This window comes from Lysinibacillus sp. NPDC097231, assembly GCF_044761885.1.
GTDB lineage: Bacteria > Bacillota > Bacilli > Bacillales_A > Planococcaceae > Lysinibacillus.
The window spans coordinates 35,780-51,422 of the sequence record NZ_JBIWDH010000010.1; the positions used below are offsets into that span (position 1 = coordinate 35,780).

Annotated in this window: 10 protein-coding genes and 1 other RNA gene; 4 read left to right on the forward strand and 7 right to left on the reverse strand. The window is 35.6% G+C overall.

Features of this window, described 5'->3' with window-relative positions; translation table 11 throughout:
- Positions 1-143: 143 nt before the first annotated feature.
- Entirely contained in the window at positions 144-4,034 is a 3,891-nt protein-coding gene (locus ACIQXF_RS08400) for an nSTAND3 domain-containing NTPase (protein WP_402781374.1), read from the reverse strand.
- A gap of 465 nt (positions 4,035-4,499) precedes the next feature.
- Here ACIQXF_RS08400 and ACIQXF_RS08405 point away from each other — a divergent pair, with 465 nt between their 5' ends.
- Positions 4,500-5,663: a tyrosine-type recombinase/integrase gene (locus tag ACIQXF_RS08405; protein WP_402781377.1), complete on the forward strand. Its 1,164-nt coding sequence runs from the start codon at positions 4,500-4,502 to the stop codon at positions 5,661-5,663.
- Between the two features lie 146 nt (positions 5,664-5,809).
- Here ACIQXF_RS08405 and ssrA read toward each other — a convergent pair.
- The 6 genes from ssrA to secG all read right to left on the reverse strand — a co-directional run bounded on the left by ssrA (position 5,810) and on the right by secG (position 11,691).
- Positions 5,810-6,165: a transfer-messenger RNA gene (gene ssrA / locus ACIQXF_RS08410) on the reverse strand.
- 632 nt (positions 6,166-6,797) lie between these two features.
- The gene (locus ACIQXF_RS08415) at positions 6,798-6,929 is read right to left on the reverse strand and encodes a hypothetical protein (RefSeq protein ID WP_402781380.1); all 132 of its coding nucleotides are present in this window, start codon (positions 6,927-6,929) and stop codon (positions 6,798-6,800) included.
- 129 nt (positions 6,930-7,058) lie between these two features.
- A complete protein-coding gene (gene smpB / locus ACIQXF_RS08420; RefSeq protein ID WP_289419470.1) occupies positions 7,059-7,523 on the reverse strand; it encodes an SsrA-binding protein SmpB in 465 nt (154 codons plus the stop codon).
- A gap of 116 nt (positions 7,524-7,639) precedes the next feature.
- Complete coding sequence (gene rnr, locus ACIQXF_RS08425) at positions 7,640-10,195, reverse strand: ribonuclease R (protein WP_402781384.1); 2,556 nt, start codon at positions 10,193-10,195, stop codon at positions 7,640-7,642.
- A 36-nt stretch (positions 10,196-10,231) separates the two neighbouring features.
- Positions 10,232-10,978, reverse strand: coding sequence for an alpha/beta hydrolase (locus tag ACIQXF_RS08430; protein WP_402781387.1), 747 nt, complete (start codon positions 10,976-10,978; stop codon positions 10,232-10,234).
- A 485-nt stretch (positions 10,979-11,463) separates the two neighbouring features.
- Positions 11,464-11,691: a preprotein translocase subunit SecG gene (gene secG, locus ACIQXF_RS08435; RefSeq protein WP_402781390.1), complete on the reverse strand. Its 228-nt coding sequence runs from the start codon at positions 11,689-11,691 to the stop codon at positions 11,464-11,466.
- A 190-nt stretch (positions 11,692-11,881) separates the two neighbouring features.
- Between secG and ACIQXF_RS08440 the strand changes: the two genes are divergently transcribed.
- From ACIQXF_RS08440 to ACIQXF_RS08450, 3 genes are all read left to right on the forward strand, one after another.
- On the forward strand, positions 11,882-13,117 hold the full coding sequence (locus ACIQXF_RS08440; protein WP_402781393.1) for a transglutaminase domain-containing protein: 1,236 nt from the start codon (positions 11,882-11,884) through the stop codon (positions 13,115-13,117).
- Positions 13,118-13,251: 134 nt separating this feature from the next.
- A complete protein-coding gene (locus ACIQXF_RS08445) occupies positions 13,252-14,898 on the forward strand; it encodes an alkaline phosphatase (protein ID WP_402781396.1) in 1,647 nt (548 codons plus the stop codon).
- Between the two features lie 595 nt (positions 14,899-15,493).
- Positions 15,494-15,631: a teichoic acid D-Ala incorporation-associated protein DltX gene (locus tag ACIQXF_RS08450; protein WP_054770455.1), complete on the forward strand. Its 138-nt coding sequence runs from the start codon at positions 15,494-15,496 to the stop codon at positions 15,629-15,631.
- The last annotated feature ends 12 nt before the right edge of the window (positions 15,632-15,643 follow it).

A 15,643-nucleotide genomic window follows, 5' to 3' on the forward strand; every position in this document is an offset into this window, starting at 1 on the left:
TTCTTTTTATTAGTCTTCAAACGCAGACACAATATAATGGTACTATTCTTCCTTACACTCTGTTTCTAAAGCAAATTGTCAACTTCTTGGTATACCAAGAAGTTGACAATTTTCTCTAATAGATACTTTTAAAATAAAAGTATCTATTCTATCCAATTCTTTAATTTATATTGTTCTTTAAAAACCCTAGAATTATTACTTCCTTTAGTAATATAGCTTCGCCTATTATCTTCAAAAATAACTTCAAGTTCTTCATCTATCAGTTCTAATGACTCTAATTCATGCTTAATAATTTTATTAACTAAACTTAATTTTGGTGGTTCGTAATTTAATTTTATTTTTAGCCAATCCAATGTTCTAATTTCAGTACCATCATTCATTTTAAGTACAAAATGACCTTTTTTTAGCAAATTGATAATTTTTAATAAATGATTATCACTTTCTATATTCAATATAATATTATTTAAGATGTAATCCCAATCAAAATATTCCATCAAATCTCTATCTGAGAGTTGTTGGTATTGTAAAGCCTCTATATTTTCTAAGATTAAATCAATATAGAATGGATCTTCTTTGGAAAATAATTTTTGAGTAAATCTGTCCCACAATTTTTTATTTGATTGATTTTGAGTAGCTGATACTAACAATAATTTTTCAAATACTAATTTTACCTTACTTTCAGATTTTAAAAGCGCATCATATAGCTCCAAATCCTCATCAAATCTACTAGAATAATTATACAAACAATCCATATATTCTTTTAAAGCTAATTTAAAAGTTTGATTTACTTCTCCACCTTCTAAAATTGCATGAATTATTTTGTCCCAGAATTTTCTGTTTTTATGATGATACCCATTCCACCATAACGGCTGTGGAAATCCTGTATATATATTCAAGCAAGGTTCTAATAAATCTTTATTAATAAATTCTTGTATTATCGAATTAGTATCATATTCTAATATATTTTCCCCAAAAATATCTACAACCACTTCCTTGGGTATAAAACTCCCGGTTAAAAGTATTGCTTTTATCCAAATATTATCTTCTCTACAACTATTAGTTATACTTATAATTAAATCCTTCTCTTCTTGACTTAGCAATTCCCAATAATCTATAAAGTGGCTTAAATGTGTAGTTATTAAGCTAGTTTCATCATCATTTATTAAAGTTTTAAAAACCTCTTTTCTTGCTTCGCTGTCATTCTTAGTCCCTTCCATTAAATATGCTGCTACACTCATACCGTAATCATCAGGATAACTTCTATTAAGAGATTTCAACCACTTATGCCAATTAGAGGAGAAATTAACAATTAAATTTGCATCACGGACATATTTTAAGGAGTCCTCAGTAACTGCTACTAAATGTGCTTCATGTATTCTTTTGAAATCAAATGGAAAATAATAAAAAACTTGATTAAATAATTCGTACCATACTTCCCATAGCTCTTTTTTTTGAGAATGGTTTAATTCTGACCACGGAATCCCATCTGTTATATATTCATCTTGAAAATTTTCCAAAAACCTTAAGAATCTTATTGATACTGGAGGCTCTTTCAAATATTCTTTTAATTTCGTAATTAAGTATTCCTTTGATTCAGCCGAATAATTACCCCAATTATGGAAGGCACCTAAATAACTTTTATATATGATATTAGGATGCTCATTATAAATCAATAATTTACTTAAGTTTATATCTTCATGTACAAAAAATTTAAATAGATTATAATATGCTTTCTCCTTAATAAATACCTCGTCAAGGAAGATAGCTCCCTTCAAAACCTCTAAGTAAGGAGATTTTATCTCTTCATTATATTCTATCCTTAAGCACTCCCAGACCTCTTTTGAAGATAGAGATTCTTTAGAAAGAAGATCTAAATTATTGCTTCTTTGTGTTAAAAGATTTTCAAGATATCTAGACATTGTTAATTCATTTTCAAAAATATATGGTTCATCATTATGCCATTTGATTATTTCTTTATTATCTTTATTTAACATTATAGTATCAATTAATATTTTTTGGTTATTTTTATCGAATCCACTAAAATGCTCTAGAAGAAAAGATATACTCCTATCTATAACTGAAGGAAAAATAGATTTAAAAGCCATGTACAACAGCTCTAAAACCCTGTTGTTATTCTGCAAATTTAAATATAAATATTCTAAAACTCTTATAGTTGAATTACCAGTAAACTTAGAAGTAGTAGCTATTCCTTTTTTCAACATTTCATATATGGCTTCATCTGCATAATACTCTATTTCAAGATCCTTAAGTATAATTATATAGCCTACATGTTGATAAATTGGATGATTAAATATTATGCCATCACTAGTAATATTTATATAACCACATTTCCTAAAATAAATTATGGCTTGTTTAAAATTTTCATTTGATATTTTTTCAAATTCTTTACTATAATCCCAAATAATATTATTATTTTCTTCATTTTCTGTTAAACTAAATGATCCCCCCCCTATAACATCCAGCTCTTTTCTTATAGAAAAGTAATCTGAAACTTCACTTAATATATAATGTAGATGTCTAGGTTCAATAGGTTTTGTTGTATTACATGCTAAAGTCAATGCTATAAACACCTTTTTATAAACATCACTTAAGTCATTAATAATAAAATTAGCTATATCATGTGAGTTAACACGAGCTAGATCAACAACTGTAGAGGTTTCCATTTCTGGTAGTGCATCAATCGGTGTAGTATTTAATAAATGGTTTAATTCTCCTATTTGCAAATAATTATCTATACTGTGCTTTTTCAAATAGTTTATTATTTCATCTATAACATTTGAAAAATTTTCATTCGTAATTTTCATTTTCCAATACTCTTGCAAAAAGTTTGTATCCTTATTAGTTAAATCAAACCATGAAACTTCACCAATATTACAAGAAGCTAATGAATTAACATTAAAGACATTTAATAAAATATCTTTTCTAGATGTAATAATTATCTTTTTATTCACATTGCTATTTGTACATATAATATTTAATTTCCGAATTATTTCAGAAACCCTTTGCTCAGGAGTTATTGCCCCAAAAGGGTCTTCAAGAATTAAAAACTTATCTTCCATATCATTTTTTGAAACAAAGTTCATTGCCTCATCAACTTCTGAAGTGATCAAACAATAATAGCCCTTTTGTTGATATTTACTCGCTAGTCTTTTAGCATAAAATGACTTACCACATAACGGGACTCCGGAAAGTAATAGGAAATGACTTTCTCCTAAAGTGTCCTCTAAAACAGAAAAGTCTTTATTTTCAATAAACAAAGTATCCACAGGGAGAACTAACGATTCACTATATAAATCAATTTTTGAAATTATTTCTTCTATTATTGATTGATTATTTCCTTTATAACTTTTTACTGTATCTAGCATTTCAAATATCAGTTTGTTAACTTTACTCTTGGGAACAAGATATTTTTTATTTAAAAGATTCTCCAGCTGTTCTTTAACTAATTCTTCACTTTTCAATTCCCAAATTTTAATTTTTTTAAATATATATCTAAATATATTACTTGTCGAATCCGTGCAAAAATTATCTATTTCTTCTTTTCTTTTGATTGCTAGCGGCGTAGATTCTTTAAATACATTTTTAATGTCTACTTTAATCTGATCAATCAGTGTGTAATTAAAACCTTTACTATTTGTTAAATGCAATAAACCTTTTTCATCCATAACAAAATTTATTAAATTATTTTCAACCCTATTGTTGGTTACAAAAAGTAAAAATCTATTTCTATCTTCATTTAGTTTTTTTAATAAATGCATATCTGAACTATATTTCTCAAAATGACTTATCCACTCACTAAATTCCTCGATTTCAATGAAATTTGTTCTATTTTTCACTTGTACATCAATTACATATTCTTCATTTTCGTATATGTATCTTATTTCACAGTCTTCCCCATCGAAATTTTCGATTTTACATTGAATACCCTCTAGTTCACTTAATAAAATACTTATATATAGACATATTAGATCTTGATAATCATATCCAGCAGCCCCTGCTATTTCTACAGACATTAGAACATCACCTTTCCCTAACTTCCTTTTAACTCTCTATAAAAGAACCCATAATTTAAAACAAGATCAATACTATCAGAGAAATTATCCTTGTTTCGTTTATTACGATTAATTATTTTGTCGAACAATCCCATCATAGTATCCCCCCTATTAAAGCTAATTACATTTATATATTTTATCAAAAATTCCAAATTACCGGAATTCATTTCGACAAAATAAAAAGATCCCAATCTGGAATTGTATTTTTCATTATATTTTCATTTTCCCTATATACTCCGAATGATTATAAAACACGAAGTCTAATAAATTCATGTCCAAAATTGCCTACTAATTAATACTGCATGTCAATTTTATTTATTTCTAAATTCTAATTTGTCTTCAAACGCAATACATAATATGATATGTATGTAAGGTACTACTCACCTTACGCTCTGTCTCCGTAAGCAGTACAGAGGAGGAATTACTTTGGCGAGAAATCCCCAAATCAAAGAGTACACATTAAAAAATGGCGAAAAGCGTTTTATGTTTAAGTTTTACCTTGGTACAGATTCATTAACTGGAAAGCCTATAACTACTACTCGACGTGGCTTTAAATCACGTAAAGAGGCGCAAGATGCTATGAATCAGTTACAGCTCGAGGTATACAGTGGCACATATAAAAAACAACAATATGAAACGTATCAAGATATTTATAACATGTGGGTTGAGCAGTACGAAAACAGCGTTGAAGAAAGTACATTTGTAAAAACTATCGGTATTTTTAAAAATCACATTTTGCCTGCTATGGGTTCTTATAAAGTTGACAAGATTGATATTGCAACTTGCCAAAAGCATGTAAATCAGTGGGCTAAGAAGCTAAAGCGGTTTCGCATGGTTAAGTCCTATGCTGCAAAAGTTCTCGATTATGCGATTAAACATGGCTACATTGATAAAAATCCTTTTACATTGGTTGAAATGCCTAAAAAGCGCAAGCAATTCGTTTTAGATGAGGCAGAATTTGAAAACTTTTACGAACGAGAACAATTAATAAAACTGCTTCAAAGCTTTGAACAGCAAGATAATCTAATGGTTTTTACAATATTTCATGTATTAAGCTATTCAGGTATGCGTAAAGGTGAGGTATTAGCACTGATGTGGAATGATATCAACTTTGAACGAAGTGAAATTCGTATTAACAAAGCGATTTCACGCGGTAAGGATTGTCAATTGTACCTGAAGACAACTAAAAATGGTGTAGTACGAACGATCAAAATGGATCAAACTTCAATGTCTTTACTATCAAAGTGGAAGTTACAACAAAGTAAGAATTATTTAGCAAAAGGCATTAATACATCTAATAAAAAGCAACTCGTATTTAGCAATAAATATAACCGCTTCATCCAACCTGTTCAAACGCAAAAGTGGCTCCAAAAAGTAATTGATAAATACAAGCTTCAGCCTATTACTACACATGGTTTACGCCATACCCATTGCTCACTATTATTTGAAGCGGGTGCAAGTATTAAAGAAGTGCAAGAGAGGCTAGGACATACAGATGTAAAAACGACAATGGACATTTATACGCATGTGACCAAGAAAACCAAAGCTAGCACCATTGAAAAATTTGATGCATACATCAATTCACGCTAATTCTTTGACCCAATTTTGACCTAGTTTGACCCAAAAAATGACCCAAAACCATTTGATATTAGTTGAATGTTTTTGAAATAAAAAAAGCGCCAAACCCCTGATATATCAAGGAATTTGACACTTTTTGAAACTATATTGTTTCCAATGTATGGAGACGGCGGGAGTCGAACCCGCGTCCAGAAACTCCAATACTTCAGCTTCTACGCGTGTAGTTTGCCTATTTACGATTCACGTAACATTATGCCGACAAACAGGCGTCCTGTACGCTAACCTGGAAATCTCTTGTCGGTGACTCAGGTGGCACCATCGACCGTATCCCACTAAAGTTGGGCCCCACGTTCTCTACATGGGCGATAGAGAGGCAGAGCGCTTAAGAGCTTACGCTGCGAAAGCTAAGTTTTGTTGTTTGCCAGTTATTATATAACTTCCGTTGATGACGGAGCCGAGACCTCCGACGCGCGACCAAAGCTTGAACCATCCCTGTCGAATCCGTAACGTCCCCTTGAATATGAATCGAAGCATATAGCCTCGTTCAAGCAAAGGAGCTAGAATTTCTTCTAGTACGGTGGGAGCTAAAAGTACACTTCCATGTAATCTGGCATTCAGTAATACATATTATAAAACAAATCTAGCTATAGTTCAAGTGTCCCGCTATAGTAGAAAAAATTGGCTGGCTTACAACGACTCCCTCATTCCATTATCTTACATTTTAAATCTCTTAAAAGCAAAATAAGCTTTCCTAATCTAGAATCTGTGAGATAACCATAATAGACCTCTACCTCTTGCTCGCCAAAGCCGAGCTTGAATTCATTAATTTCCTCCTTGTTCGTTCTACCTTCGCTTTGCTAGTTCCTTCCGTCATTCCCGCCTTTCTACCTTCGCTTTGCAGGTTCTTTCCATCATTCCCGCATTTCTACCGTCACTTTGCTAGTTCTTTCCTTCATTCCCGCCTTTCCATCCATTGCATGCTCTTTCCGTCATTCCCGCCTTTCCATCCGTCGTTTGCAGGTTCTTTCCGTCAGTCCCACCTTTCTTTCCGTCGCTTTACAAGTTCTTTCCGTCGATCTCGCTTTCTACCGTCGCTTTGCAGGTTCTTCCGTCGATTCCCGCCTTTCTACCTTCGCTTTGCAGGTTCTATCCATCATTCCCGCCTTTCTTCCGTCGCTTTGCAAGTCTTTCCGTCATTTCAGCCTTTTCATCCGTCGCTTTACAAGTTCTTTCCGTCGATTCCGCCTTTCCATCCGTCGCTTTGCAGGTTCTATCCATCACTCCCGCCTTTCTTCCGTCGCTTGATCAGTTCTTTCCGTCGATCTCTCCTTTCCATCCGTCGTCTTACCGCTATCAAAACCAAAAAGCTCACCATCCGAAAATAGTGAGCTTTCTAACAATCTATTATTATTGATTTTTTGATTTGAAGGCACGTTCCATGTCGCGTTTTGCTTCTTTTTTGCGCATGTCGTTGCGTTTGTCGTAATCCTTTTTCCCTTTGCCGACGCCGATTAATAGCTTGGCATAGCCGTCTTTAATGTACATTTTTAATGGGACGATTGTGTAGCCGTCACGTTTTACGGCACCGACTAGCTCGCCGATTTGCTTTTTGTGTAGTAGCAATTTGCGGGCGCGCAGTGGGTCGTGGTTAAAGCGGTTGCCTTGTTCGAATGAGCTGACGTGCATATTGTTGATCCATGCTTCACCGCTGCGGATTTGTACATAGGATTCTTTTAGTTGGACCCTTCCTGCACGGATGGATTTAATTTCTGTGCCTGTTAGCACCATACCCGCTTCGATCGTGTCTTCAATGAAGTAGTCGTGCCCGGCTTTTTTGTTTTGTGCTAATACTTTCCCAGTACCTTTTGCCATATTATTCACCCTCTACTTAAAGGATAGCAGGGTCAACCTGCTTTTATTGATAAAGTGAAAGCACCCGCTTCAAATTGCTTTAAAGCGCTAATGGTGCCTTCACCTATACTTTTACGTTATTTACGTTTTGATTTTTTCTTTTTGTTTTTCTTAGCAACGCCCTCGTAGAACTTTTGCTTTTGCTTCACGCCTTTTTTAGGGCCTGGGCTTGAGCCATCTTTGCGGCTGCCTCGTGGATCACGGTCGTTTTCACGACGTTCTCCGCTACTGCCTCGTCCGACTCTTTCTTCCTCGTTGCGACCACCTCTGTGATTACTACGACTGCTTCTTTCTTCTTCGTTGCGACCGCCTCTGTGACTGCCACGACTACCTCTTTCTTCCTCGTTTCGTCCGCCTCTGCGACTGCCACGTCCGCCTCTTTCTTCTTCGTTGCGACCACCTTTGCGGCCATTACGACCATCTTTGTTTTCGCTATAATTTTTGCGTGCGTGAATAACAGTAGGTGCTGCTTTTCGAGTTCGTCCATAAGAAGTTACCATTCCGACAATTTCAAAGTCAATGGATGACTCCTCAATAATAACATTTGCTACACGTACCGTAACTTCATCTCCAATGCGGAATTGACGATTTGTACGTTCACCAATCATAATCATTTGACGATCGTCAAAACGGTAGTAGTCATCTGTCATATTGCTGATATGGACAAGACCCTCGATAGTATTTGGTAGCTCCACGAAAATTCCGAAGTTTGTAATAGATGAGACGATCCCCTCGAATTCCTCACCAATTTTATCGGACATATATTGTGCCTTTTTCAGCGAATCCGTATCGCGTTCTGCATCAACAGCACGGCGTTCACGTTCTGACGTATGGTCAGCAATTTCATCCATCGCCATACTCCACTGTGCAATTGTTTCTTTCGAAGTATCCTTATTAATTAAATACGTTCGAATTAAACGGTGCACGATTAAGTCAGGATAACGACGAATTGGTGACGTAAAGTGTGTATAGAAATCCGTTGATAAGCCAAAGTGACCTATACTTTCAGGATAATATTTTGCCTGCTGCATTGAGCGTAGAAGCATCGTTGAAATCACTGGCTCCTCTGGCATACCGTCAATCGCCTTTAACACATCCTGTAATGCTTTAGGATGTACCGTATTGCCTGTACCTTTAATTAAAATACCGAAGTTCGTAACGAATTCAAAGAAGCGTTGTAGCTTTTCTGGCTTTGGATCCTCGTGAATACGATATAGGAACGGTACATTCATCCAATGGAAGTGCTCTGCTACAGTTTCATTGGCAGCAAGCATGAAATCTTCAATTAATTTTTCTGCCACTGTACGTTCACGTAATTCAATATCTACTGGCCATCCATCTTCGTCCACGATTACTTTTGATTCTTTAAAGTCAAAATCAATGGCACCACGCATTTCACGTTTATGACGTAAAATATTAGATAGCTCAGCCATATGTTTAAACATTGGTACTAGTGGCTCGTAGCGGGCAATTAAATCTTTGTCCTGCTCCTCTAAAATTTTGTAAACGTCCTTATATGTCATACGTTCTGTTGTTTTAATGACACTTTGGAAAATTTCATGTGAAATCACATTACCATTGGCATCAATAATCATTTCACAGGACAATGTAAGTCGATCCACCTGTGGATTTAATGAACATATGCCATTTGATAGACGATGTGGAATCATCGGAATCACGCGGTCTGTTAAATATACACTCGTCGCACGATCATAAGCTTCAATGTCAATTACTGAGCCTTGAGTTACATAATAACTAACATCTGCAATATGTACGCCAAGTTTATAAGTTCCATCGACATTTTTCGTTACGGTAACAGCATCATCCAAATCTTTTGCATCAGCTCCATCGATTGTGACAATCGTTTCATGGCGTAAATCACGGCGGCCCTCTATATCTGCCTCAGTAATTTCATCTGGCACTCTTTGTGCAGCAGCAATCACTTCTTCTGGGAATTCAGGTGGAATGTCGTGCTTATATAAAATAGATAGAATGTCCACACCTGGATCATTTTTGTGTCCTAAAATTTTAGTGATATAGCCTGTAGCCGATTTTAAATCTTCTGGCCAAGTAGCGACCTCAACGACAACTTTGTGTCCATCAACAGCGCCTAATGTATCTCCCTTAGCAATAAAAATGTCCATCGGTAGTTTTTTATCGTCTAAGACAACAAAGCCAAAGCCTCTGTTTGCTTGGAAGGTTCCGACAAAGCTTGTTTGCCCGCGCTCTACTACCTTTGTTACTGTTCCTTCACGACGATCACCGAATGATTCCTTTAACACACGGATAAGGACGATATCGCCGTTAATAGCACCGTTTACTTCATGCGGTGGAATGAAAACATCATCCATCCCCTCAATATCTGGTGACACAAAGCCGAAGCCCTTCGCATGGCCGATAAATTTACCTCTCAGTAAATTCATGCGCTCTGGCAAGCCATAACGATTGGAGCGAGAACGAACAACTAAGCCTTGCCCCTCCATACGTACTAACGTTTTCACTAGCTCTTTAAATTCGTCAGCATCCTCAAAGCCAAATACCTCCTCGATTTCGCCAACTGTTAACGGTTTATATTCTGCTTCACCGAAAAAGTCGAGTAAACGACTTTGTAGTGAATCTTTTTGGTCTTTCATAATTTCCCTCCTTCATGAGAAAATAAGTATTGTGTTTTATTGTGCCCAATTTAGGCTTTCTAAAAAGTGATAAATATCTTCATGTAACTGATCTTTTTCCTGATCTAACGTAATAACATGTTTTGAGTTCTCATACCACTTGATATGTTTTTCAAGTGACTCAGTTTGATTATATATAATGTTGGCAGATTCTGTCTCAATTACCTCATCATTTGTCGCTTGAACGACAAAAATTGGTGCATAAATCATGTCAATTTCTTTACGTGTTTGAGCAATAAATTCTCGCAACTCTTGTAGAGATGGCATGCCCTTTTGAGCAATTAACGAAACTTCAGCTTCGATTTGCTCCTCGTCTTTACCTTGGAACTTTTTGTAGTCCCTCGCATATTTCAATACACCTTCAAACATGACGTCGGTCGTGCGCATCGTCATTGGTGCACACATTGTCACTATGCCTTTAACTGGATTATTAAGCGCAACGTTTAAAGCCATCACACCACCTAATGACAAGCCAGCAACAGCAATTTCCTGATAACCTTCATCCTGTAGCTGTTTATAGGCTGCTACGACATCCTGCCACCAATCAGCAGGACCTGTTGTGATAAGTTCTTCAGGTTCCACACCGTGACCTTTATAATGAGGTGCTAATGTAGTATACCCTTTTTTCTCTAAAAATCTCCCAAGCATTCGCACATCTGCTGAACTTCCTGTAAACCCATGCAATAATAATACTGCTCTGGGTCCAGCTTGAAAGAAAAACGGCTGTGATAATGATTTTTTCATTGCGAGCGCTCCTTCATCCAATACATACTATTACCATTATATCCATACTAAAGCTTCCACAAAAGCTTTGGCGATTGTTACTTTTTTTATGAGGTATTATCGGATAATTTGATGGGTCTTTTCAGTAATTTAATGGCCTTCTGGAATTTTGAGGATTCTATCCAGCACTTTGAGGATCCTATCCACCATTTTGGCTATTCTATCCAAGACTTTGAGAATTCCCATAGGTCATTTTGCGTTTCGCGGGTATTCGCTTTGCTTCCGCGGGTATTCGCTTCGCTTCCGCGGGTATTTCCCTGCTCCGCGCGGGTATTCACTTCGCTTCCGCGGGTATTTCCTTACTCCGCGCGGGTATTCGCTTTGCTTCCGCGGGTATTTCCTTACTCCGCGCGCTTCACTGAACTAACTATGTATTGATGGCCAAATAATTAGTACTATAAAAGAAAACGCCCAACCAGTAAGGTTAGGCGATGTATCTTCAACTTTTAGATTTTTGTAATAGCGATTGCTAAAATAAAAAATAATGCTGCTAACACAATTGTTGCACGGTGAAGGATTAAATCCATACCACGTGCTTTTTGCTTTCCAAATAGTTGTTCAGCCCCACCCGAGATGGCACCTGACAAGCCTGCACTTTTACTTGATTGAAGTAATACTACAACGATTAACGCTAATGATACGATAACTAATGAAACTAATACTACTGTATGCATCCACTGCACCTCCCGAACTTTGAAACATCACAACGAACTTCATTATAACAAAAAAAGGTTGTCTTGACAAACCGAGATGAATAAATATTCTTATTTTTCCATATAAGTTAGGCCTATACCAAATTATGATAACACTACAAGAACGTGTTATCCTATAATAATTTAAAATAGGATCATAATGGAGGACATCATGAAAAAAATAATATGGCTGATCTTTTTATTTATTCTTTTATTTATGCTTTCTGCTTGTTCAGCTGTCATAAAAGCAGTATTAGAAGAGGAAGCAGAATCGAGTGAAGAAGTTTCTTTGGAGGTCAAGCAGCCTACTAGCAAAGTACAATCAGACAATTTTTCAGTACAAGATCTTTTTTCAACGACATTGTTTAAAGAAGACCCTGCTTTACTACAATTTTCAAGGAAAATCGAAAAACGTATAGCAGAATTTGATCCAAACTTTAAAGTATTGTATAGAGGAAAATTAGACTGGGATACATTTTTAGTCCAGCTAAATGATATCCATAACCTAATTTCCTTTGTTAACCCATATACAGCAGGATATATCCTAGATTTTGATTGGGAAGCAAAGAAAAAAGATAACGGTTATCTGGTTGAATTTACTTTTACATATTTAACAAGCGCTGAGCAGGAGAAGAAAATCGATGCTTATGTTCAAGAATTCGCTAATTCGTATATAACAGATGAGATGGATGACTTTAAACGTGCTAAAACCGTCAATGATTATATCGTACAATTAGCTACTTATTCTAAAGAAGATGTGGCAATGGGCCAAGCAGTTAATGAATTAATCAATGAACAAACTGGTGTTTGTCAAGCTTATGCCTTATTAGCCTACCGATTATTTTTGGCTGCTGGTCTCGATGCACAATATGTATATGGCTACAGCTATAATCAGCTGCATGCATGGAATTTAGTAAGTGTTGACGGACATTGGTATCATATCGATACAACCTGGAATGATGTCGACCCAAATGAACCTTACGCTATTTCCTACGAATATTTTTTAGTAAATGACGAAAAACTAAGTAAAGATCATTTATGGGTCAAAGAAAACTATTTTGCTGCAACAAGCAATGCTTACGATTTCATGCATGATATGTGGTATGCAGATACTGTAGGCAACGTGATTTATTATAATAGCATTAACGATAGTATGGTATACGCTTTTGACTTAGCAACAAAACAAACTACACAAATTTCAGAAACATCTTGTTACTACTTAGCTGCTTTTGACGATGCGGTTTATTGCAGTGATTATGATAATGCAGGCTATTTAACAAAAATTGATGTAAACGATGGCTCAGAAAAAGTGTTATTAGAGGAAGAGGTTCTAAACTTGTTCATTGATGATAATGGTGTTTTATTTTACGAAACAATTGATGGTGAAGAATATTCACAAACTCTATAGTCAAGTCATACATGTTTAAGGAATCTGCGTTCTGCCACCAATGAAAAGTAAGTAGATTATATTTTTCCCTTCCATATAATCTGTTAGTCATTAAAGGTAGCTTTACTTTTGAATACACCTAGAGGAGGATTATCATGACATACTCAAAAAAATGGAGCTCATTGTTTTTAGCAAGTGTTATTACTTTATTGTCGATTAGTATTCATCAACCGCACGCACAAGCAACTAAAGTCAATAAGCCAACAAATGTTATTATGTTCGTGATGGATGGAAGTAGTAATAATGCCGTTACACTTTCTCGGTGGTACAAAGGTGAAAGTCTAGCAATGGACGAAATTTTAACTGGTGCTGTGCGCACTTACTCTGCTGAATCAGCCATTACAGACTCTGCCCCTGCCGCTACTGCATTAGCAACTGGGCATAAATCAAATGCTAAATTGGTCGGTGTGTTACCATCTGTTGTTAATACACCGGGCTTAGCGCAAATTGCCAAAGAGGATGCCTTTAGACCTGTAGCCAATATTTTAGAAGGGGCAAAACAACAGGGCAAGGCTACCGGATTGATAGCTACATCCGAAATTCAACATGCGACACCAGCTGGCTTTTCTGCACATGTTACTGATCGACGCCAATTTGATGACATAGCTGAGCAGCAAGTCTATCAAAACATAGATGTCGTATTAGGTGGCGGGTTTGAATCTTTAGTACCGGGTACAAGCAAAAATGCCCGTCAAGATGGCGAAAACTTAGTGGATGTCCTAAAAGAAAAAAATTATGACATTGTAAAAACGCGTAATGAGCTTTTCAAAAGTACATCGTCAAAGATTTGGGGAAGCTTTGCTCCGAGTGCTCTTGCCTATGATTTTGATCGTGCCTCCACAAAATCATCTGAGCCTACTCTTTCTGAGATGACAAGTAAAGCGATTAATACGCTCAAAAAGGATGAGAACGGCTTCTTCTTATTTGTAGAAGGCAGTAAGGTGGATTGGGCAGCTCATACTAATGATACAATAGGCATTATTAGTGAGATTCTATCGTTTGATAGTGCAGTTAAAGAAGCCATTGATTTTGCCAAAGAAGATGGCAATACCATGGTTATTGCTGTTACAGACCATGGTAATAGTGGCATTTCAATGGGTAATGTCAACACTACAAGCACTTACTTCAGCATACCTGTATCTGCTTATATCAATCCCCTAAAGAAGGCTAAAATGACTATTGAAGGTGCGCTAAGCCAATTAAAAAAAGACAAATCAAATATTGCCGAAGTAGCTGCACTTTATGGGTTAGACGATTTATCAAAGACCGAGCTTTCAACATTAAAATCCGCTGAAGACCTGGGCAAAGAAATGGTTAAAATGCTAGCAAATCGTGCAAACATTGGCTATACAACTGGTGGGCATACTGGTGAGGATGTCTTCCTATATTCATATGGACCTTCTAAAATCACAGGCCTTGTAGAAAACACAGATGTAGCACATTCGATGGCACAGTTTATGGGCTTTGATTTAAATAAGCTTACAGAAGATTTATACATCCCTGCTACGAAAGCATTCACAGAAAAAGGCTTCACAACAAGGATTGACCTAACTGATGAGGAAAACCCTAAATTTATTGCACAAAAAAATGATATAACGGTAACAATTCCAGTAAATAAAAACATTTTAATCTATGAGCAGGCTTCAACCAATACTACAAAGATTTATACATTCGACACAATCAATGTATACAACGGCACTGAGTTTTACGTTTCAAAAAAAGTTTTAAATACCGTTAAATAACGTGCAACTTAAGCAATGGAGTTTTCTTATACGGGCTGTTCTTCTTTACTATCCCAGAATTTTGAGGTGGGAGTCTTGTACCTGACGCTTCGCTTTCGGTACAGATAAATGGGTGCTCGTTTATGCGGGATAAAAATATAGGCGTCATCATAAGTTGAGTTGATTAACTTATGGTGGCGCTTTTCGTATTGCTTAAAATGGACTTCAACAATTTTTCCCATCATTTTTCATTGGCTTTACTTTGATTTTACTTTAGTTTTTTAAACTTAGTGTAACATGATTTGAAATAAATAACGTGTAGTCAACGTTAAAGAGGAGGGGGTTTTAAGTTCAAGAGAAGCATGAAAAAAGGCGCTAAAAAAGCAATCTTCTAGCTTTACTTCTAGTCACCCTCTCAAAACCTTAATTTAATCTTAAATTTATCTTATGTTTTACTGAATATACAAAAATTCAGCAACATTTTTTTCTTATATCCGTCAAAACAGTGGTAAAAAAAATTATAATAAGGATTATAAAAACAACTTGTAAAAATATCTAGTTATTTAGTATATTTACAAAGCTACAAGCTTTTTCATTTTCAATTGGAGGTGGACTTATGCAATCCATCAAAAACAATGAACTATTACGTTTCATAGGCTTCACATTATTTTATTTCATCATTTTGGTGCTTCTGTTTATTATTCATGGCTTCCATGATATGAACGCTGGACCATTTATATATACGGAATTTTAATTTTAGAAAAAG

Excerpts from the sequence above, each read along its gene's own strand:
- ACIQXF_RS08400 (WP_402781374.1), bottom strand. The coding sequence starts at position 4,034 with ATGTCTGTAGAAATAGCAGGGGCTGCTGGATATGATTATCAAGATCTA.
- secG (WP_402781390.1), bottom strand. The coding sequence starts at position 11,691 with ATGCATACAGTAGTATTAGTTTCATTAGTTATCGTATCATTAGCGTTA.
- rnr (WP_402781384.1), bottom strand. The coding sequence starts at position 10,195 with ATGAAAGACCAAAAAGATTCACTACAAAGTCGTTTACTCGACTTTTTC.
- smpB (WP_289419470.1), bottom strand. The coding sequence starts at position 7,523 with ATGGCAAAAGGTACTGGGAAAGTATTAGCACAAAACAAAAAAGCCGGG.
- ACIQXF_RS08440 (WP_402781393.1), top strand. The coding sequence starts at position 11,882 with ATGAAAAAAATAATATGGCTGATCTTTTTATTTATTCTTTTATTTATG.
- ACIQXF_RS08445 (WP_402781396.1), top strand. The coding sequence starts at position 13,252 with ATGACATACTCAAAAAAATGGAGCTCATTGTTTTTAGCAAGTGTTATT.
- ACIQXF_RS08450 (WP_054770455.1), top strand. The coding sequence starts at position 15,494 with ATGCAATCCATCAAAAACAATGAACTATTACGTTTCATAGGCTTCACA.
- ACIQXF_RS08430 (WP_402781387.1), bottom strand. The coding sequence starts at position 10,978 with ATGAAAAAATCATTATCACAGCCGTTTTTCTTTCAAGCTGGACCCAGA.
- ACIQXF_RS08415 (WP_402781380.1), bottom strand. The coding sequence starts at position 6,929 with ATGGATAGAACCTGCAAAGCGACGGATGGAAAGGCGGAATCGACGGAA.